General features: G+C 71.2%; 13 protein-coding genes and 1 pseudogene. 8 read left to right on the forward strand and 6 right to left on the reverse strand.

Annotation, left to right across the window (positions count from 1 at the left end):
- The first annotated feature begins 42 nt into the window (after positions 1–42).
- From KM933_RS07145 to KM933_RS07165, 5 genes and pseudogenes are all read left to right on the forward strand, one after another.
- Positions 43–1,196, forward strand: a pseudogene (locus KM933_RS07145) (substrate-binding domain-containing protein).
- A 215-nt stretch (positions 1,197–1,411) separates the two neighbouring features.
- Entirely contained in the window at positions 1,412–2,203 is a 792-nt protein-coding gene (locus KM933_RS07150) for an ATP-binding cassette domain-containing protein (RefSeq protein ID WP_221349289.1), read from the forward strand.
- The gene (locus KM933_RS07155; RefSeq protein ID WP_221349291.1) at positions 2,200–3,510 is read left to right on the forward strand and encodes a sugar ABC transporter permease; all 1,311 of its coding nucleotides are present in this window, start codon (positions 2,200–2,202) and stop codon (positions 3,508–3,510) included. The genes KM933_RS07150 and KM933_RS07155 overlap by 4 nt, the downstream gene beginning before the upstream one ends.
- Positions 3,511–3,829: 319 nt before the next feature.
- The gene (gene dxs / locus KM933_RS07160) at positions 3,830–5,764 is read left to right on the forward strand and encodes a 1-deoxy-D-xylulose-5-phosphate synthase (RefSeq protein WP_221349294.1); all 1,935 of its coding nucleotides are present in this window, start codon (positions 3,830–3,832) and stop codon (positions 5,762–5,764) included.
- 168 nt (positions 5,765–5,932) lie between these two features.
- Positions 5,933–7,444 (forward strand): amino acid permease, encoded by a 1,512-nt coding sequence (locus KM933_RS07165; protein ID WP_221349296.1) that lies wholly within the window; start codon positions 5,933–5,935, stop codon positions 7,442–7,444.
- Between the two features lie 36 nt (positions 7,445–7,480).
- Here KM933_RS07165 and KM933_RS07170 read toward each other — a convergent pair whose 3' ends face one another.
- Positions 7,481–7,855 carry a PIN domain-containing protein gene (locus KM933_RS07170; protein ID WP_221349298.1) on the reverse strand — a complete coding sequence of 125 codons (375 nt, stop codon included), beginning with the start codon at positions 7,853–7,855 and terminating at the stop codon, positions 7,481–7,483.
- 56 nt (positions 7,856–7,911) lie between these two features.
- Here KM933_RS07170 and KM933_RS07175 point away from each other — a divergent pair, with 56 nt between their 5' ends.
- Positions 7,912–8,943 carry a PLL family lectin gene (locus KM933_RS07175; protein ID WP_221349300.1) on the forward strand — a complete coding sequence of 344 codons (1,032 nt, stop codon included), beginning with the start codon at positions 7,912–7,914 and terminating at the stop codon, positions 8,941–8,943.
- Between the two features lie 126 nt (positions 8,944–9,069).
- Here the strand turns inward: KM933_RS07175 and KM933_RS07180 are convergent, their stop codons facing one another.
- A complete protein-coding gene (locus KM933_RS07180) occupies positions 9,070–10,767 on the reverse strand; it encodes a glycoside hydrolase family 27 protein (RefSeq protein WP_221349302.1) in 1,698 nt (565 codons plus the stop codon).
- Positions 10,768–11,277: 510 nt separating this feature from the next.
- On the opposite strand from KM933_RS07180, the gene KM933_RS07185 reads away from it, so the two are divergent.
- Entirely contained in the window at positions 11,278–12,243 is a 966-nt protein-coding gene (locus KM933_RS07185) for a glycoside hydrolase family 6 protein (RefSeq protein ID WP_221349304.1), read from the forward strand.
- Between the two features lie 110 nt (positions 12,244–12,353).
- Here KM933_RS07185 and KM933_RS07190 read toward each other — a convergent pair whose 3' ends face one another.
- From KM933_RS07190 to KM933_RS07205, 4 genes are all read right to left on the reverse strand, one after another.
- Positions 12,354–14,480 (reverse strand): 3-hydroxyacyl-CoA dehydrogenase NAD-binding domain-containing protein, encoded by a 2,127-nt coding sequence (locus KM933_RS07190; protein WP_221349306.1) that lies wholly within the window; start codon positions 14,478–14,480, stop codon positions 12,354–12,356.
- On the reverse strand, positions 14,477–15,703 hold the full coding sequence (locus tag KM933_RS07195; protein WP_221349308.1) for a thiolase family protein: 1,227 nt from the start codon (positions 15,701–15,703) through the stop codon (positions 14,477–14,479). Before KM933_RS07195 ends, KM933_RS07190 begins: the two co-directional genes overlap by 4 nt.
- A gap of 308 nt (positions 15,704–16,011) precedes the next feature.
- Complete coding sequence (locus tag KM933_RS07200) at positions 16,012–17,043, reverse strand: LacI family DNA-binding transcriptional regulator (RefSeq protein WP_221349310.1); 1,032 nt, start codon at positions 17,041–17,043, stop codon at positions 16,012–16,014.
- On the reverse strand, positions 17,040–19,517 hold the full coding sequence (locus KM933_RS07205; protein ID WP_221349312.1) for a glycoside hydrolase family 2 protein: 2,478 nt from the start codon (positions 19,515–19,517) through the stop codon (positions 17,040–17,042). The genes KM933_RS07200 and KM933_RS07205 overlap by 4 nt, the downstream gene beginning before the upstream one ends.
- Positions 19,518–19,676: 159 nt before the next feature.
- Here KM933_RS07205 and KM933_RS07210 point away from each other — a divergent pair, with 159 nt between their 5' ends.
- Positions 19,677–20,993: an extracellular solute-binding protein gene (locus KM933_RS07210; RefSeq protein ID WP_221349313.1), complete on the forward strand. Its 1,317-nt coding sequence runs from the start codon at positions 19,677–19,679 to the stop codon at positions 20,991–20,993.
- The last annotated feature ends 71 nt before the right edge of the window (positions 20,994–21,064 follow it).

A 21,064-nucleotide genomic window follows, 5' to 3' on the forward strand; every position in this document is an offset into this window, starting at 1 on the left:
CGTCGCGGCCTCGTCAGGGAGGTTTCTGAAGTGAACACGCGTATGCGTCGCGCCGCCTTTGCCGTTGCCGCTGGTGCGATGGCCGTCTCGCTGGCTGCCTGTGGCAGCGCCGAGGAGTCCGGCGACAAGAGCGACGACTCCTCGAAGCCCGCCGCCAAGGGCGACAACATCAAGGTCGGCCTCCTCCTTCCGGAGAACCAGACCGCCCGGTACGAGAAGTTCGACAAGCCCTTGATCGAGAAGAAGGTCAAGGAGCTCACGAACGACAAGGGCGAGGTCGTCTACGCCAACGCCAAGCAGGACGCCACCACGCAGTCCCAGCAGGTCGACACGATGATCACCAACAAGGTGGACGTGCTGATCGTGGACGCGGTGGACTCCAAGGCCATCGCGGGCGGCGTCAAGAAGGCCAAGGACGCCGGCATCCCCGTCGTCGCGTACGACCGCCTGGCCGAGGGCCCGATCGACGCCTACACCTCCTTCGACAACGAAGAGGTCGGCCGTGTCCAGGGCAAGGCGCTCCTGGAGGCCCTGGGCGACAAGGCGAAGACCTCCTCGAAGATCGTCATGATGAACGGCGCGGTCACCGACCCGAACGCCGCCCTCTTCAAGAAGGGCGCGCTCTCCGAGCTGGAGGGCAAGGTCGACATCGCCAAGTCGTACGACACCAAGGAGTGGAAGCCGGAGAACGCCAACGCCAACATGGAAGGCGCCATCTCGTCGATCGGCAAGGACAAGATCGTCGGCGTCTACTCCGCCAACGACGGCATGGCGGGNACAAGATCGTCGGCGTCTACTCCGCCAACGACGGCATGGCGGGCGGCATCATCACCGCCCTGAAGGCCGCGGGCGTCTCCCCGCTCCCGCCGGTCACCGGCCAGGACGCCGAGCTGGCGGGCGTGCAGCGCATCGTCTCGGGCGAGCAGTTCATGAGCGTCTACAAGTCCTACCCGCAGGAGGCGGACGTCGCCGCGCAGATGGCCGTCGCCCTCGCCAAGGGCGAGAAGCTCGACTCCATCGCCAAGGACTCGGTCGACAGCCCCACCACCAAGGGCGTCCCGTCGGTGCTCGTCCCGGTCGTCTCGCTGACCAAGGACAACATCAACGACACCGTGATCAAGGACGCCATCTACACGGTGGACGAGATCTGCACCGCCAAGTTCAAGTCCGCCTGTGACAAGGCCGGCGTGAAGTAGGCCCCGCCCGGTCATGGCAAGTCCCTTACGACGTACGGGAATTCACGTCACCGAATCTCCGTACGGGCCGCAGGCCCACCAGGGACGGTCCCACCAGAAGCCCCTCCGGCGCCCCGCATCCACCAGCCCCGCAAGCTAGGGCGGGGCGCCGGACGGAACACTTCACCCCCCCAATTCTTCTGCACAACCTCCCGCCGGGTCAGGCGGCGAAGGAGATGGTCAACGTGTCCGCTACGCCTGTCCTGGCGTTGCGCGGGGTCTCGAAGCGGTTCGGTGCCGTACAGGCCCTCACCGACGTAGAGCTCGAGATCCACGCCGGCGAGGTGGTCGCCCTGGTCGGCGACAACGGCGCCGGAAAGTCCACGCTGGTGAAAACGATCGCCGGCGTGCACCCCATCGATGAGGGTGTCATCGAATGGGACGGCAAGGCCGTCCAGATCAACAAGCCGCACGACGCCCAGAACCTGGGAGTCGCGACCGTCTACCAGGACCTCGCGCTGTGCGACAACATCGACGTCGTCGGCAACCTCTACCTGGGCCGTGAGCTGAAGAAGCGCGGCATTCTGGACGAGGTCGAGATGGAGCGCCGCTCGCGCGAACTGCTCCAGACGCTGTCGATCCGCATCCCCAGCGTGCGCATCCCGATCGCCTCGCTCTCCGGCGGTCAGCGCCAGACCGTGGCCATCGCCCGCTCCATGCTCGGCGAGCCCAAGCTGGTCATCCTCGACGAGCCCACCGCGGCCCTCGGCGTGGAGCAGACCGCCCAGGTCCTCGACCTGGTGGAGCGGCTGCGCGAGCGCGGCCACGCCGTCCTCCTCATCAGCCACAACATGGCCGACGTGAAGGCCGTGGCCGACAAGGTCGCCGTGCTGCGGCTCGGCCGCAACAACGGTGTCTTCGAGGTCAAGACCACCTCGCAGGAAGAGATCATCTCCGCCATCACCGGTGCCACGGAGAACGCCGTGACCCGCCGTGCGGCGCGCAGCAACGCGGAGGCCCAGAAGTGAGCATCGACAAGACCTCCGCCACCGACAAGACCTCCGCCACCGAGGGCGAGCCGGTCGTCGCGAACCCCGAGGCCGCCGCGGCCGCGGTGACCGTGGTCGACCCCCGGCTGCTCGTGCGCGAGCAGGGCCTGGCCGGCTACGTCGGCGAGTTCAAGCGCAAGATGAAGGGCGGTGACCTGGGATCCGTCCCGGTGGTCATCGGCCTGCTCGTCATCTGCATCGTCTTCCAGAGCCTGAACTCGGCCTTCCTCTCCGCCGAGAACCTCAACAACATCGCCGTCGCGATGGTCGCCACCGGCATGATGTCCGTCGGCATCATCTTCGTGCTGCTGCTCGGCGAGATCGACCTGTCGGTCGGCTCGGTCAGCGGTGTGGCGGGCGCCATCACCGCCGTGCTCAGCGTCACGCACGGCATGAACGAGTGGCTGGCCGTCCTCATCGCCCTCGTCAGCGGTGCGGCCATCGGCGCGGTCCACGGCTTCTTCTTCGCCAGGATCGGCGCCCCCGCGTTCGCGGTCACCCTGGCCGGCCTGCTGTTCTGGCTCGGCTTCATGCTCCAGATCCTGGGCGAGAACGGCACCATCAACATCGACGGCGAGGGCGTGGTCGGCAAGCTGACCACGTACTACTTCTCGGACGTCGCCGCCGCCTACGGTCTGGCGACCGTCGCCGTGGTGCTCTTCTTCGTCACCAGCTTCCTGGACAACCGCCGCCGCGAGGCCGCGGGCATCCCGTCCCGGCCGCTCGGCGACCTGATCATGCGCACGGCACTGCTCGCGGTCGTCGCGTTCGCCGCCGCGATCATGTTCAACCAGTACAAGGGCCTCCCGCTGGCGCTGCTGCTGTTCCTGGTGGTCCTGGTCGCGACCGACTTCGTGCTGCGCCGCACGGGCTACGGCCGCAAGATCTTCGCGCTCGGCGGCAGCGTCGAGGCGTCCCGCCGTGCCGGTATCAACGTCACGGCGATCCGCATCTCGGTCTTCGCCCTGGCGGGCTTCTTCGCCGCCGTCGGCGGTCTCTTCTGGGCCTCGAAGATCGCCGCGGCCAACCAGAGCGCCGGTGCGGGCGACCTCCTGATGAACGTCATCGCGGCGGCCGTCATCGGCGGCACCAGCCTCTTCGGCGGCCGCGGGCGCACCTGGAACGCGCTGCTCGGTGTCATGGTGATCACCTCGATCCAGTACGGCCTGGCCCTTGAGGGCACCGCGACACCGGTGCTGTACATGATCACCGGTGGTGTGCTCCTGGCCACGGTCGTCATCGACTCGGTGACGCGCAAGACGCAGAAGACGGCCGGCCGCGCGTAACGCTCCGCCGTTGCCCCGACGCTGGCGGGGCTTGCTGTTCGCAGGGGGCTGCCGGGCCGTCGTGGCCGGTCGCGCCCCGCGGCGCAGCCGCAGACGTGACAGCCCCGCGCCCCTTCGGAGCGCACCGGTGCCCGGTACCTGTGAAGGTACCGGGCACTTTTGTGTGTTCTGGGGCGTTTGGCGGGGGAGGTGGACGACAGGACGGCTTACGGCCGGTCGCGTGACGCACGACGCACAGCCCGGGCGTCGGCGGCGAAGACGGAACATTAGACTCGACAGGCCCCGCAACGCTCGATCGCACTACTGCAAGGAGGCACGGGTGCCGCTGCTGACCCGCATCAAGGGACCGCGCGATCTGGACCGGCTCAGCCCGGAGCAGCTGGACCAGCTCGCCGAGGAGATCAGGACCTTCCTGGTCGACGCGGTGTCCAAGACCGGCGGCCACCTCGGCCCCAACCTCGGTGTCGTCGAGCTCACCATCGCCCTGCACCGGGTCTTCGAGTCACCCAAGGACCGGATCCTGTGGGACACGGGACACCAGTCCTACGTCCACAAGCTGCTCACGGGCCGCCAGGACTTCTCGAAGCTCAAGATGAAGGGCGGCCTGTCCGGCTACCCCTCGCAGGCCGAGTCCGAGCACGACGTCATCGAGAACTCCCACGCCTCCACGGTCCTCGGCTGGGCCGACGGCCTCGCGAAGGCCAACGAGGTGCTGGGCAGGGACGACCACCACGTGGTCGCCGTCATCGGTGACGGGGCGCTCACCGGCGGCATGGCCTGGGAGGCGCTCAACAACATCGCCGACGCCAAGGACCGCCCGCTCGTCATCGTCGTCAACGACAACGAGCGCTCGTACGCGCCCACCATCGGCGGCCTCGCCAACCACCTGGCGACCCTGCGCACCACCGACGGCTACGAGCGCTTCCTGGCCCGCGGCAAGGACCTCCTGGAGCGCACCCCGGTCGTCGGCAGGCCCCTCTACGGGACCCTGCACGGCGCCAAGAAGGGCCTCAAGGACTTCATCGCCCCCCAGGGCATGTTCGAGGACCTCGGCCTGAAGTACGTCGGGCCCATCGACGGGCACGACATGGAGGCCCTGGAGTCCGCGCTGACCCGCGCCAAGCGCTTCGGCGGCCCGGTCATCGTGCACTGCCTCACCGAGAAGGGCCGCGGCTACCAGCCCGCCCTGAGCGACGAGGCGGACCGCTTCCACGGCATCGGCCCCATCCACCCCGACACGGGCCTGCCCGTCAAGGTCTCGGGCGCCGACTGGACCTCCGTCTTCGGCGACGAGATGGTCGCGCTCGGCCGGGAGCGCGAGGACATCGTCGCGATCACGGCGGCGATGCTGCAGCCGGTCGGCCTGAAGAAGTTCGCGGACGCGTTCCCGCACCGCACCTACGACGTCGGCATCGCCGAGCAGCACGGCGCCGTCTCGGCCGCCGGTCTCGCCGCCGGCGGACTGCACCCCGTCTTCGCCGTCTACGCGACCTTCCTCAACCGCGCCTTCGACCAGGTCCTGATGGACGTGGCCCTGCACAGGTGCGGCGTCACCTTCGTGCTCGACCGGGCCGGCATCACCGGTACCGACGGCGCCTCCCACAACGGCATGTGGGACATGTCGATCCTCCAGGTCGTGCCCGGCCTGCGGCTGGCCGCGCCGCGCGACGCCGACCAGGTCCGCGCCCAGCTGCGCGAGGCCGTCGAGGTCACGGACGCGCCCACCGTGGTCCGCTTCTCCAAGGGCGCGGTCGGCCCCGCCGTGCCCGCCGTGGGCCGCGTCGGCGGGATGGACGTCCTGCGCGAGCCGGGCACCGAGACCCCGGACGTGCTCCTGGTCTCGGTCGGCGCCCTCGCCCCCATGTGCCTGGAGATCGCCGGCCTCCTCGACCAGCAGGGCATCTCCACCACCGTGGTCGACCCCCGCTGGGTCAAGCCCGTCGACGAGGCCATGGCCCCGCTCGCCGAGCGCCACCGCACGGTCGTCACCGTCGAGGACAACTCCCGCGTCGGCGGCGTCGGCTCGGCCGTCGCCCAGGCGCTGCGCGACGCGGGCGTGGACGTCCCGCTGCGCGACTTCGGCATCCCGCCGCGCTTCCTCGACCACGCCTCCCGCAAGGAGGTCATGACCGAGATCGGACTGACCGCACCGGACATCGCCCGGCAGGTCACCGGCCTGGTCTCCGAGCTCGACGGCAGGTTCGACCAGGCCCGGGCGCAGTCGCACGCCGCGGCGGAGCCCGCCCGCGACTGACACACCCGAAATCCACGCGTCCGCTACCCGGCGTACCCGAGCGGGCCGGTTCCCCACCCTTTACGGTGGTGGAACCGGCCCGTTCGCGTGAAAGCCGTACGCGCCGGGGCATACGGAGTACGCCCCCTCTCGATCATGTCGAGGACGACAAGCGTGGGAGGTACGTTCGTGAGCAGCACCCTCTTCAGGACGAAGAAGGTCGAGCAGTCCATCCAGGACACGGAGGAACCGGAGCACGCGCTCAACAAATCCCTGTCCGCCCTGGACCTGACGGTCTTCGGCGTCGGTGTCATCATCGGCACCGGCATCTTCGTCCTCACCGGCACGGTCGCCAAGAACAACGCCGGCCCCGCCGTCGCCCTGGCCTTCGTGGTGGCCGGGGTCGTCTGCGCGCTCGCCGCGCTCTGCTACGCCGAGTTCGCCTCCACCGTCCCGGTGGCCGGCTCCGCCTACACCTTCTCGTACGCCTCCCTCGGGGAACTGCCCGCCTGGATCATCGGCTGGGACCTCGTACTGGAGTTCGCGCTCGGCACCGCGGTGGTCGCGGTCGGCTGGTCCGGGTACGTCGCCTCGCTGCTGGACAACGCGGGCTGGACGCTGCCGGCCGCCCTCAGCGGCCGGGAGGGGGCCGACGGCTTCGGCTTCGACATCCTCGCCGCCGCCCTCGTGCTGGTGCTCACCGGCATCCTCGTCCTGGGCATGAAGCTCTCCGCGCGGGTCACCTCGGTCGTCGTCGCCATCAAGGTGACGGTCGTCCTGGTCGTGGTCGTCGCCGGCGCCTTCTTCGTCAAGGGCAGCAACTACGACCCGTTCGTCCCGAAGGCGCAGGAGGTCGAGGCGGGCGGCGGTCTGCACTCCCCGCTCATCCAGCTGATGTTCGGCTGGGCCCCCTCCAACTTCGGCGTGATGGGCATCTTCACCGCCGCCTCCGTCGTCTTCTTCGCCTTCATCGGCTTCGACGTCGTGGCCACGGCAGCCGAGGAGACCCGGAACCCCCAGCGGGACATGCCCCGCGGCATCCTCGGCTCCCTGCTCATCTGCACCACGCTGTACGTCGCCGTGGCGGTCGTCGTGACCGGTATGCAGCACTACAGCAAGCTCTCCGTGGACGCCCCGCTCGCGGACGCGTTCAAGGCCACCGGACACCCCTGGTTCGCGGGCTTCATCAGCTTCGGCGCCGCCGTCGGCCTCACGACCGTCTGCATGATCCTGCTCCTCGGCCAGACCCGGGTCTTCTTCGCGATGAGCCGCGACGGACTGCTGCCGCGCTTCTTCTCGCGCGTCCACCCGCGGTTCAGGACCCCGCACCGGCCGACCATCCTGCTCGGCGTGGTCATCGCGGTCCTCGCGGGCTTCACCAGCCTCAGCGAACTCGCCGAGCTGGTGAACATCGGCACGCTGTTCGCCTTCGTCGTCGTCGCGATCGGCGTGATCATCCTGCGGCGTACGCGCCCGGAGCTGCCCCGCGCCTTCCGCACCCCGCTGGTGCCGCTGCTGCCGGTCGTGTCCGTCCTCGCCTCGCTGTGGCTGATGCTCAACCTGCCCGCCGAGACCTGGGTGCGGTTCGGCGTCTGGATGGCCCTCGGCGCCCTGGTGTACTTCCTGTACGGCCGTTCGCACAGCCGGCTCGGCCGGGACCAGAAGGAGGCCGCGGGTCCGCCGGGCGGCAGCACTCGCTGACCGGTCCCGCAGCCGTGCCGCCCCGAAGGGCGCGGATCACGGGCGGACGGTCCGCGGGCCGGTCACCCCGGCGCCCAACCCGGCCACCCGGCGCCGCAGTTCACGGTCGGCCGTGACCACCAGGCGCGGGCGGTCCGGGTGTCCGGCGACCAGTTCCACGATGCGGTCGTCCCCGCTGCCGGGCGCCGCGTCGACCCGTACGCCGGCGACGGACGCCACCCCGCGGGCGGCCCCCTCGACGACGAGGACCAGCTCCAGGGGGCCGGGAACACCCGGCAGGCCCTCGGCGGCGTACGGGACGAGCCGGTCCCGCAGGCGCTCCGCGGCGCCCCGGCGGTCGCGCCACCAGCCGTCGGGCACCGACCCGACCACGTTGGCCGCGTCGACGATCACCAGAGGGGGAGCATCCATGGGGCCAGGGTCGCACGGAGGGCGACCACCCGGCCGATTACAGTGGGGGAGTGTCAATGGTCCGCACACTCAACGGTGCCTGGCTCATACGCGGCCGGGACGGCAGACTCAGCGCCTACGCTCCGCTGGACGACGCGGTGCGGTGCCGGGCGGAGCAGTACCCCGGCGGCCCCTGGACGGCGCCCCGCGCGGTCGGCGGCGACCAGCGCGTGAACCCGGTGCTCGCCGTGGGCCAGGGCGCCGACGGCTACGCCCACCTGGTCTCCTGGCGCCCCACCGGCGACGGCGAGGCGGGGCTCGTCCACTCCACCCACTTCCGGCCGCACCTCGCCGCGCTCGACTGGAACCGGCTCGGCCACCCCAACGCGAAGGGCGCGCAGACCGGTGTACCGGCCGTCGCCGTGGACGCGCAGGGGCGCGCGCACGTCTTCGTGCGCAACCGGGGCGGCGGGGTCAGCATGCGCGGCCAGAAGGAGCGCGGCGGCTGGGGCCCCTGGCGCGACCTCAAGGGCCGTGAGGTCACCGGCGAACTCGCCGCCGTGGCCCGGGCGTCCGGGCTCGTCGAGCTGTACGCGACCTCACCGGCCGGCATCCTGCGCTGGACGCAGGCCGGTCCGGGGCACGTCCCCGCGCTCGACGAGGAGCCGCTGAAGACGGGGGTCCGGCCGGGCACCCTGCGGGCGCTGGCCACCTCCGAGGAGCACGTGACGCTGTTCTACACGGACGAGAACGACACGGTGTGCGCGTGGCGGGCCGGTACGGAGCCCGTGGAACTCCTGGGCTGCGCGGGGCCGGGCGCGGTGTCCGCGATCCGCTGCACGCTCGACGACGTCGACTGCACGCTGCTCGCGCAGCGGTCCGCGGGCGGGCGGGTGGCGTTCGCGGCGTACCCCACCGAGCAGGAGGCCGCGGGGGCGTGGTGGACCGACTCCGGCCCGCAACTGCCGGGCGACGCGACGGTGGCGCTCACCGAGGACGCGGAGGGCAGGGTGGTCGCGGCGAGTCTCGCCCCGGGCACCGGCGCCCTCCTGCTGACCCGCCGCAAGGCCGAACCGGGCCTGGCGCTGGAGGCATGGCGAAGCGTCTAGCCGGTCGGTGACACGCGGGGACACCTGCCGGCCCCGGCGTCCCGCCCGGACGGCGTCACTTCGCGGCGTTCCCCCGTGACGGCGCAGACCGTGCCGTCACGGGTGTACGAACCCGGCGGAGCGCTGTCACCGGTGCGGGCCGCCCGGACGGGCGCTGCTCGGTGCCGTACCTCCCGTGCCCGGGCGGGTCCACCTCTGACCGGTCTGGCCGTTGCAGGTCCACAGGACCAGCGGTGTTCCGTTGGCGGTGCCGGCCCGGTCGGCGTCGAGGCACAGCCCGGCGTGCGCGTTGCGGACCGACCCGTCGGGGCCGAGGGTCCACTTCTGGTTGTCCTGGCCGTTGCAGGGCCAGGTGATGACCCGGGTCCCGTCGGTGGTGCCCCGGTTGTGGGCGTCGAGGCACTTGTCGCCGAAGACGCGGATCTCGCCGCCCGCCCACGTGGTCCAGAGCTGGTTGGCCGCGGTGTGGCAGTCCCAGATCAGTACGGTGGCCCCGGCGGCGGTGGAGGCGTTGTCCACGTCCGCGCAGCGGCCGGAGCCGGTACCGCGCAGCCGCGAGGTGGTGGCGGCCAGCGGACTGCCACCGCTCACCCGGAACACGGCGACGCCGTGCGCGGGGACGCTCGCCGAGATCTGCCCGGAGGTGCCCGACGTACCACCGGTCCACAGGTCGGTGAGGGTGAACGGCCCGCCGGACAGGCCGGCCTGCCCCACGGTGGTGGTGACCGTCGCCGTATCGCCTCCCCGGTTGAGCAGGCCCACCGCGACCGAGCCGTCGGACAGCGGCTTGGCGAACACCTCGGTGCTGCCGTCGTCGCGCACCCTGCGCCCGCCCGCGCCCAGCGGATCCTGGTTCACCGCCAGCAGACGCGGGTTGCGCAGTACCGCGCTGACGTCTGCGGACATGGTGCGGATGTCGTTGCCGGCCATGAGCGGGGCACCCAGCAGCGCCCACAGGGCGAAGTGGGAGCGGGACTCGGTCAGTGACAGTCCGGGACGGCCCACGACCAGCATGTCGGGGTCGTTCCAGTGCCCCGGACCCGACTGCGCCGCCAACGGCGCGGTGACGTCCAGGACGTTGCCGACGCCCATCGGATAGCTGTTGGTGTTGCCGTTCTGCCAGATGTCGAGCAGGTCCTCGGTCGTCCGCCACAGGTCGGCGACCTCGCCCCAGTCGTACGTGGCACCGGTGATGGCGTGGAAGCTGTTGGGGTTGATGCTGTAGACGATCGGCCGCCCGGTGGCACGCAGGGCGTCGCGCATGAGCGTGAACCGCGCGACCTGCTCGTCGCGGGTACCGCTGGAGGAACACCAGTCGTACTTGAGGTAGTCGACGCCCCACGAGGCGAACGTGGCCGCGTCCTGGGCCTCGTGCCCCCTGCTGCCCGTCGATCCGGGATAGGCGCCGGTGGTCTGCGCGCAGGTGCGTTCGCCCGGTACCTGGTAGATGCCGAACTTCAGTCCCCTGCTGTGGATGTAGTCACCGAGCGCCTTCATCCCACCGGGGAACTTGGTCGGGCTGGACCGCAGGTTTCCCGCCGCGTCGCGCTGCGGGTCGAACCAGCAGTCGTCGACCACCAGGTACCGGTAGCCGGCCTCGCGCATGCCCGAGGACACCATCGCGTCGGCCGCCTGGCGGACCTGCGTCTCCGTGATCCCGCACCCGAAGCTGTTCCAGCTGTTCCAGCCGAGTGGCGGCGTGAGCGCCGGGCTGCCGGGCGCGGCCGAGGCAGTGGACCGGTCGGAGACCGTCACGGACGCGGCGACCGTCAGCACGATGGTCGCGAGGAGGCGGAGCAGTCGTCCGCCTGACCGTCTGGGCACCAGGGGCTCCTTCGTGGAAGTGCGCCATGGGCGGGTGACACGGGAGCTTGTGTCACGTCCATGACACTGAACGGAAGGGAGATGGTTGGTTCGAAATTTCGTGAGCCGTTCGGAAAGTGGAGCCCCACGGATACTAGGAAGGTCGTCGAACATGTCAACAGCCGTCACAGGACTGCCTCCGCGATCCGGCCACGAGGGCTTGTGGAAGATGGCGCAGGCGCATCATTCGGGCAACCGGCCTGCGGTGACGCGAGAGCGAACGTCTTCGAATGTTTCGACATCATCGGCGATTCGTGCGCAGGGCATTGACGGGATCCACCGGCCTTCTATCATCCAGAATGCCCGACGAGCCGATCCGTGTTCGAAGTCTCGTACGCAAAGCGGCCGCCCGCGGAAGGAGGGCACCGCACATGTGAATGTCATGCACACGTCGATCACTGTCCCGTCGCCTGTCCCACCCTGACCCGCCGATCACCGGACGCATCCCTGTCGGAAAGCCGAGGTACCGTCATGCGCCGCAGACTGCTCACCCTGATGGCAGCACTCTCCTCGCTGTCCCTGGCGCTCGCCGTCGCACCGTCCGCCCACGCGGCCGACCCGACGACCATGACCAACGGGTTCTACGCGGACCCCGACTCCAGCGCGAAGCGGTGGGCCGCCGCCAACCCCGGCGACGGCCGGGCCTCCGCCGTCAACGCCTCCATCGCCAATACGCCGACGGCCCGCTGGTTCGGCTCCTGGAGCGGCACCATCGGCACCGCCACGGGCGCGTACGCGGGCGCGGCGGACGCCCAGGACAAGCTGCCCGTCCTCGTCGCCTACAACATCTACCACCGCGACTACTGCGGCGGGCACTCCGCCGGGGGAGCCTCCTCGCCGTCCGCCTACCGGGACTGGATCGCCCAGTTCGCGGGCGGGATCGCGGCCCGCCCGGCCGTCGTCGTCCTCGAACCGGACTCCCTCGGGGACTACGGCTGCATGACCCAGGCCCAGATCGACGAACGCGAGTCCATGCTCACCGGCGCGCTCGCGGAGTTCAGCCGCCAGGCCCCCAACACCTGGGTCTACCTCGACGCCGGCAACCCGGCCTGGGCGGGTGCGCAGGCCATGGCCCAGCGCCTGCACGAAGCGGGACTCCGACAGGCCCACGGCTTCTCGCTCAACGTCTCCAACTACCTGACCACGGCCGAGAACACCGCGTACGGCAACGCCGTCAACAGGGAACTCGGCGCCCGCTACGGCTACACCAAGCCGTTCGTCGTGGACACCAGCCGCAACGGCAACGGCTCCAACGGCCAGTGGTGCAACCCCTCGGGCCGCCGTATCGGCACCCCCACCCGGCTGGGCGGAGGCGCCGAGATGCTCCTGTGGATCAAGGTCCCGGGTGAGTCCGACGGCAACTGCGGCGTGGGAGCCGGCTCCTCGGCCGGGCAGTTCCTTCCCGAGGTCGCCTACAAGATGATCTACGGCTACTGACCCGGCCTCCGGGACGGGACGGGACGGGCGGAGGCGGCCGGGCGGGAAAAGCCGGGTGCCCCGCACGCCGGGGAGGCGTGCGGGGCACCCGGTGCGGCGCGGTGGAACCGCTACGCCGGGACCGACGCCACGCCCGGGGCCAGGAACGGCTTGCCGTTGACGCGGGCCGAGACGCCCTCGCGGTCCAGGTACGGCGTGATGCCGCCCAGGTGGAAGGGCCACCCGGCACCGGTGATCAGGCACAGGTCGATGTCCTGCGCCTCCGCCACGACGCCCTCGTCGAGCATGAGCCCGATCTCCTGCGCCACGGCGTCCAGGACCCGGGCGCGCACCTGCTCCTCGCTCAGCACGACATCGCCCTGCTTCAGCAGCGCGGCGACCTCGGGGTCCAGCTCCGGCTTGCCGGAGTCGTACACGTAGAAGCCGCGCTTGCCCGCCTTCACGACCGCCGCCAGGTTCGGGGAGACCGTGAAGCGGTCGGGGAAGGCCCGGTTGAGGGTCTCCGAGACGTGCAGCCCGATCGCGGGCCCGACGAGCTCCAGCAGGACCAGCGGCGACATCGGCAGCCCCAGCGGCTCGACCGCTTTCTCGGCGACCGCGACCGGCGTGCCCTCGTCGATGACGTTCTGGATCTCGCCCATGAAGCGGGTGAGGATGCGGTTCACGACGAACGCCGGGGCGTCCTTCACCAGGACCGCGGTCTTCTTCAGCTTCCTGGCGACGGCGAAGGCCGTGGCCAGGGACGCGTCGTCGGTCGCCTCGCCCCGCACGATCTCCAGCAGCGGCAGGACGGCGACCGGGTTGAAGAAGTGGAAGCCGACGACCCGCTCGGGGTTCCTGAGCTTCGACGCCATCTCCGTCACCGACAGCGAGGAGGTGTTGGTGGCGAGGATCGCGTGCGCCGGGGCGACCGCCTCGACCTCGGCGAACACCTGCTGCTTGACACCGATCTCCTCGAACACGGCTTCGATGATGAAGTCCGCGTCCGCGAAGCCCTCGGCCTTGTCCAGGACGCCGGTCACCAGTGCCTTCAGCCGGTTGGCCTTGTCCTGGTGGATCCGGCCCTTGCCGAGCAGCTTGTCGATCTCGGCGTGGACGTAGCCCACGCCCTTGTCGACGCGCTCCTGGTCGATGTCGGTCAGCACGACCGGCACCTCCAGACGGCGCAGGAAGAGCAGGGCGAGCTGCGAGGCCATCAGGCCGGCGCCGACGACACCCACCTTGGTGACCGGACGGGCCAGCGACTTGTCCGGGGCGCCCGCGGGGCGCTTGCCGCGCTTCTGCACCAGGTTGAACGCGTAGATGCCCGCGCGCAGTTCACCGCCCATGATCAGGTCGGCTAGGGCCCGGTCCTCGGCGTCGTAGCCCTGCTGGAGGTCGCCGTTCTTCGCGGCGGCGATGATGTCCAGCGCGCGGTACGCGGCCGGGGCCGCGCCGTGCACCTTGCCGTCCGCGAACGAACGGCCCCGGTCGACGGCCTGGTCCCAGGTCTCGCCGCGGTCGACGGCCGCACGGTCGACGACGATCTCGCCCTTGAGGACGGCCGCCGTCCAGAGCAGCGACTGCTCCAGGAAGTCGGCGCCCTCGAACAGCGCGTCGGCGATGCCCAGTTCGTAGACCTGGGCGCCCTTGAGCTGCTTGTTCTGGTTGAGCGAGTTCTCGATGATCACCGAGACGGCCTTGTCCGCGCCGATCAGGTTCGGCAGCAGGGTGCAGCCGCCCCAGCCGGGCACCAGGCCGAGGAAGACCTCGGGCAGCGAGAAGGCGGGCAGCGACGCGGACACCGTGCGGTAGGTGCAGTGCAGGCCGACCTCGACACCGCCGCCCATGGCCGCGCCGTTGTAGTACGCGAAGGTCGGGACCGCGAGGGCGGACAGCCGCTTGAAGACCTCGTGGCCGCCCTTGCCGATGGCCAGCGCGTCCTGGTGCTCCTTGAGGACCTCGACGCCCTTGAGGTCCGCGCCGACGGCGAAGATGAACGGCTTGCCGGTGATGCCGACGCCGGTGATCTCGCCGGCCGCGGCCTCCCTCTCGACCTGGTCGATCGCGAGGTTCAGGTTCGCCAGCGAGGCCGGGCCGAAGGTGGTCGGCTTGGTGTGGTCCAGGCCGTTGTCCAGCGTGACGAGCGCGAAGCGCCCGGCGCCGGACGGCAGGTCGAGGTGGCGCACGTGCGCCGACGTCACGACCTCGTCGGGGAACAGCGCGGCCGCGCCCTTCAGGAGTTCGGTGGTGCTCACTTGTCGCCTCCGGCGTCCTTGTGGTGCGGGTTCTCCCAGATCACCGTGGCGCCCATGCCGAAGCCGACGCACATGGTGGTGAGGCCGTAGCGGACCTCGGGCTGCTCCTCGAACTGGCGGGCCAGCTGGGTCATCAGCCGGACGCCGGAGGAGGCCAGCGGGTGGCCGTAGGCGATGGCGCCGCCGTACTGGTTGACGCGCGCGTCGTCGTCGGCGATGCCGTAGTGCTCCAGGAAGGCGAGGACCTGGACGGCGAACGCCTCGTTGATCTCGAAGAGGTTGATGTCCTCGATCGACAGGCCCGCCTTGGCGAGGGCCTTCTCGGTCGCCGGGATCGGGCCGTAGCCCATCACCTCGGGCTCGACACCCGCGAAGGCGTACGACACCAGGCGCATCCGGACCGGCAGGCCGTGCTCGCGGGCGAACTCCTCGGAGGCGATGATCGAGGCGGTGGCGCCGTCGTTCAGGCCGGCCGCGTTGCCGGCGGTGACCCGGCCGTGCACCCGGAACGGGGTCTTCAGGTTCGCCAGGTTCTCCAGGGTGGTGCCCGGGCGCATCGGCTCGTCGGCGGTGACCAGGCCCCAGCCCGTCTCGCCGACCTCCGCGTTGGTGTTGCGCACCGAGATCGGCACCAGGTCCTGCTGGATCCTGCCGTTGGCGTACGCCTTGGCGGCCTTCTCCTGCGAGCGCACGGCGTACTCGTCGGCGCGCAGCTTGGTGATCGTGGGGTAGCGGTCGTGCAGGTTCTCCGCGGTCATGCCCATGAAGAGGGCCGACTCGTCGACCAGCTTGTCGCTGACGAACCGGGGGTTGGGGTCCACGCCCTCGCCCATCGGGTGGCGGCCCATGTGCTCGACACCGCCCGCGATGACGGCGTCGTACGCGCCGAACGCCACCGAGCCGGCGGCGGTCGTCACGGCGGTCAGGGCGCCGGCGCACATGCGGTCGATGGAGTAGCCCGGCACGGACTGGGGCAGTCCGGCCAGGATGCCGGCCGTGCGGCCCAGCGTCAGACCCTGGTCGCCGATCTGGGTGGTCGCGGCGATGGCGACCTCGTCGATCTTCTTCGGGTCGAGGCCGGGGTTGCGGCGCAGCAGCTCCCGGATCGCCTTCACGACGAGGTCGTCGGCACGGGTCTCGTGGTAGATGCCCTTCGGGCCCGCCTTGCCGAACGGGGTGCGGACGCCGTCGACGAAGACGACGTCCCTGACGGTACGAGGCACGATGGCTCTCCTCCAGATGCGGGATGGCACTACTGCGCGGCACACACGCCCTGAGCGCGCGCTCACCTGCCATGCTACTTACGGGTAACCAGCCTGCCCAGCCCCATGGGCCGGAGCGGTGAAGGTCACACCTCCAGTGTGGCCGCAGGGGGGCGGGCCGTGCCGTACCCACGGGCGCGTCGCGGCTCGTCGCGCGGTTCCCCGCGCCCCTGAAGAGCGCCCTTCAGGGGCGCGGGGAACCGCGCGGCCGGCCACGGCGCGCCCGCAGACCCCCGCCGGTCGCCACCCCACCCCCCCGGGGGGATCCCTCACCGGGGCGGCGCCGTCGAGCCCCGAGGGGTCAGCACCGGTGTGGGGACCGCATGCGACCCCGCGCCCCCGTCCCCGGTGATCACGCCGAACAGCGTCCGGGCGACCTCCGCCCCGAACCCGTGCACGTCATGGCTCATCGCGGACAGCGTCGGATGCGTCAGCCGGCACAGCTGCGAGTCGTCCCAGGCCAGCAGCGACACGTCACCCGGCACCGAGAGGCCCATCTCGGCGGCCACCGAGAGCCCCGCCACCGCCATGATGTCGTTGTCGTACACGATCGCGGTCGGCCGGTCGGCGGCCGGCGCGGCCAGCAGGGAGCGCGTCGCCCGCGCCCCCACGTCCCCGGAGAAGTCCGTCGCCACCTGGGACGCCCCGGTCAGCCCCAGCGCCCGCGCGGCGGCGTCGAACGCGGCCGTGCGGATCGCCGTGTGCCCGAGCGCGGCCGTGCCGCCGACCCGGGCGATCCGCACGTGCCCGAGCGCCGCGAGGTACCGCACGGCCTCGGTGACGGCACTGGCGTCGTCGGTCCACACGGAGGTGAGCCCGCCGGTGAGCGAGGGGTGCCCCACGGCCACCACGGGTATCCCGAGCCGCCGGACGGCGGCCGCCCGGGGGTCGTCCGCCCGGAAGTCCACCAGGATCGACCCGCTGACGTGCTTGCCCCGCCACCAGGAGTCCTGGAGCCCGACCTCCTCCTCCACCGTGCGCACGAGCCGCAGCAGCAGCGAGCACGCGTGCTCGGTCAGCACGCTCTCCACGCCCGAGACGAACTCCATGTAGAAGGGTTCGAGCCCGAGCAGCCTGGCCGGCCGGCAGATCGCGAGGCCGACGGCGTCCACGCGCCGGCCGGCCAGCGACCGGGCGGTGGGGTTCGGCTCCCAGCCCAGCTGGCGTGCCGCCTCGAAGATCCGGTCCCGGGTCGCGTCGGACACGCCGGGCTTGCGGTTGAAGGCCAGTGACACGGCCCCCTTGGACACCCCGGCACGGGCCGCGACGTCCTTGATCGTGACACGGGACGGTGTCGTCATCGTGCGGGCTCCACGCAGTACAGGGCGGATCGTACGGTCTCCGCGTCCAGGTGCCCCAGAGTCTCCCAGCCGCGGACCCCGATGGTCACCTCTTCGCCCGGCAGCAGGGTGACGAGCCCCCGGTCGGCCGCGGCGGCGGGCGAGAGCCGGTCGGCCTGCAGCAGCAGGTCCCGGACGAGCGTACGGGCGGTGACCACGACCTGCCCCGGCGCGACCGCGACGTCGAACAGCGGCTTGGGGTACGGGATCTCGCGGTCGGCGGCGGGAAAATACAGGGCCCGCAGCCCGCCCGTGCCCCCGGCCCCGGCCTCGTTCCCGCCCTCATCCGTCCCCCCGCCCCCGTCCCCGCCCCCGTCCGCGTCCGCGTCCGCCACCAGGAACTCCCCGGGCCCGGCGGGCTCCAGTCCCTCCGGTATGCGCAGGCACGCGACCGCCCGGGCCACGGCGGGCAGTTCCGGGCGGGCCTCGGCCACCACCCCGCCCTCCACCGACATCCGCCGCAGCACCGGCCGGCACTCCCACGGCCCGGCCGACTGGTTGACGGCCGCCAGCACGAGCCCTCCGGGCCGCGGCTGAAGGGTCAGCAGCCGGTCCGCGTACAGCCGCTTCAGCTCGTGGTAGAGCGGTTTCTCGCGGCCGTCCCCGTCGATCGCCGCCCACGAGGTCACCGGCCAGCAGTCGTTGAGCTGCCACAGCACCGTGCCCGCGCACACCGGCCAGTGCGACCGCCAGTGCTCTATGCCGGTGGCGACCGCCCGCGCCTGGTTCAGCTGGGTGAGGTAGTGCCAGCGGTCGAAGTCGCCCTCGCAGGAGCCGGGTCCGTCCACGGCGAAGTGCGCTGCGAGCCCGCGCGCCAGCTTCCCGTTCCCGTCGTGGGCCTTCTGGTGGTGCAGCATGCCGGGGGAGTCCGGCGCGAGCACCTCGCCGGGCAGGGCGCGCCGCACCGTGGCGTACGCGGGCGGCGCCTGCCAGCCGAACTCGGCCACGAACCGCGGTACGTCCAGCCGGTAGTCCGCGTAGTCCCGCCGGTTCCACACCTCCCACGAGTGGTGGGTGCCGTGCGCCGGGTCGTTGGGGTGGTGGTCCCAGGAACCGGACCAGGGGCTGCCCGCCGTGTAGGGCCGCGTCGGGTCCGTCTCCGCGACGATCCGGGGCAACAGGCCGAGGTAGTAGCCCTCGCCCCACGAGTCGCCGGCCAGCCGCCGTTCCCAGTCCCAGTCCCGGAAGCCCCACAGGTTCTCGTTGTTGCCGTTCCACAGCACGAGCGAGGGGTGCGGCATCAGCCGTACGACGTTCTCGCGCGCCTCGGCCTCCACCTCGCCGCGCAGGGGCTGCTCCTCCGGGTAGGCGGCGCAGGCGAAGGGGAAGTCCTGCCAGACCAGCAGGCCCAGTTCGTCGCAGGCGTCGTAGAAGTCCTCGCTCTCGTAGATGCCGCCGCCCCAGACGCGTACGAGGTCCACACCGGCGCCGGCCGCCTGGGCCAGCCGGGTGCGGTAGCGCTCGCGGGTGATCCGCGAGGGCAGGACGTCGTCCGGGATCCAGTTGACGCCCCGCGCGAAGAGCCGTTCGCCGTTGACGACGAGGGTGAAGCCGGAGCCGTGCCCGTCCGCCCCGCGGTCCAGCGCGACGGTCCGGAAGCCGACGCGGCGGCGCCAGGAGTCCAGCGGCCCGCCGGCGTCCGACAGCGTCAGCTCCAGCCCGTACAGCCGCTGTCCGCCGTAACCGCGCGGCCACCACAGCCCGGGGTCCGGTACGTCGACGCGCACGACCGCGTGCGTACCGGTCACGTCCACCGCCGCGTCCGCACCCGCGACGCCCGCCACACGGGCGCTCAGGGTCAGACCCGCCGCCACCCCGGACCGCTCGACCTCCACGTGCAGCTCGGCCCGTCCCAGACCCTCCTCGACCGTCACGAGCGGACGCACCCGGGTGATCCGCGCCGTCGTCCAGCGCTCCAGGCGCACCGGCCGCCAGATGCCGGCGGTCACCAGGGTCGGGCCCCAGTCCCAGCCGAAGGAGCAGGCCATCTTGCGGAGGTACTGGAACGGTTCGGGGTAGGCGCCAGGCCGCTCCCCGAGGCGTTCGCGCACCGCCTCCGCCTCGTCGTACGCGGACCGGAAGCGCACCGAGAGCCGGCCGCCGAGCCCCGTGACGTCGAAGCGGTACGAGCGGTGCATGTTGCGCACCGTGCCGAGGAGCCGGCCGTCGAGCCGGATCTCGGCGACGGTGTCGAGACCCTCGAAGACGAGGTCGGTCCGCTCGTGCCCGCCCGGCGCCGGGACCAGCGTCGTCTCGTACGTCCAGTCGCGCCGCCCGACCCAGGCCACTTCGGTCTCGCGCCGCCCGAGGAACGGGTCCGGGAGGACCCCGGCCGCCAGCAGGTCCGTGTGCACGCAGCCCGGCACCGTGGCGGGGAGCGCGGCCCCGTCGTGCCGCAGGACCCATCCCTCGTGGATCGGCGTGACATCCAGCATGCGCACTCCTAAACCGGTATAGGCCAATGCTGACCAGGCGTAGTAAATACTTCTGGATCCTTGGCGAAATAAGGACTTTACCGGTTTAGTAACGGCTGCCAGAGTGCCGAACCAGCCAACCCACTCGTGCTCGTCCGTCCCCGAACGGAGCTGGTGCAGATGAACCGCCGCACGAAGACCGCCGCAGGCCTCGCCGCCGTCGCGCTGCTGGCCGCGGGCTGTACCGGAAGCGGAGGCACGTCGAAGGGCGCGGACGCCGAGGCCCCCACCGACCCGGGTGAGGTGTCCGGCACGATCACGGTCCTCACCCACCGCACCGACCTCGTGCAGGACGGCACGATGAAGAAGTACGCCGCCGAGTTCAACCGGACCCACCCGAAGGTGAAGGTCGAGTTCGACGCCCTCACGGACTACGAGGGCGAGGTCAAGATCCGGATGAACACCGAGAACTACGGCGACGTGCTGATGATCCCGACCGTGGTCGGGAAGGACGACTACCCCAAGTTCTTCGCGTCCCTCGGCACGGAGACCGAGCGCGCGAAGAAGTACCTGTTCACCGACTTCACCACGGTCGACGGCAAGGTCTACGGACAGAGCCCGATGGGCGCGCTCCCCGGCTTCCTCTACAACAGGCGGATCTGGAAGGAGGCGGGGATCACCGACTGGCCCGCCACCCCGGCCGCGTTCGTCGACGGACTGAAGGCCGTCGGGGCCAGGACCGACGCGATCCCGTACTACACGAACTTCAAGGACATGTGGCCGCTGACGCACTGGACGTACGTCGACGGCGCGGTCAGCTGCGACCCGCGGGCGACGAGCAGGCTCGCCGGGGGCGATCCGTGGGCGAAGGGCGAGGACCTGCGCGTCGGCGACACCATGCTCCACGACATCGTGCGCGCCGGGCTCACCGAGAAGGACCCGACGACCACCAACTGGGAGGCGTCGAAACCCGGGCTGGCCAAGGGCGACATCGCCACGATGTGGCTCGGCTCCTGGGCGATCACCCAGTTCCGGGCGGCGGCGGAGGAGGCCGGCGCGGACCCGGACGACATCGGCTTCATGCCCTTCCCGGCCCGGCGGGACGGAAGGTTCTGCGCCACCATGTCGCCCGACTACAACCAGGCCGTCAACATCAACTCCGACCACAAGGAGGCGGCCCGCGCCTGGATCGACTGGTTCACCGACAAGTCCGGCTACGCCGCCGACAACCTGGCCCTCTCACCGGTCAGGGGCGCCCCGTTGCCCGAGGTGCTGCGGCCCTACGAGGAGGCGGACGTGAAGCTCATCGAACTCGACGACGCCCAGGGCGCGCTGGTCAAGGAGATCGACAACCGCTCCGAGGTCGGCATCTACAAGCCCGACTACCGCCAGGACCTCGTCGACCTCGCCCGCGGCGCCAGGAAGGGCAGCCTCGACGGCTTCCTCGGCGACCTGGGCAGGCGCTGGGAAGAGGCGCGGAAGGCCGCGGGCTCCTGATGACGGACACCACCGAGGACACCGCCGGGGGCGCCGCGGGCGAGGCGGCGCGGCGCGCGGAGGCCGCGCCC

It is taken from the genome of Streptomyces beigongshangae, assembly GCF_019710745.1.
GTDB lineage: Bacteria > Actinomycetota > Actinomycetes > Streptomycetales > Streptomycetaceae > Streptomyces > Streptomyces beigongshangae.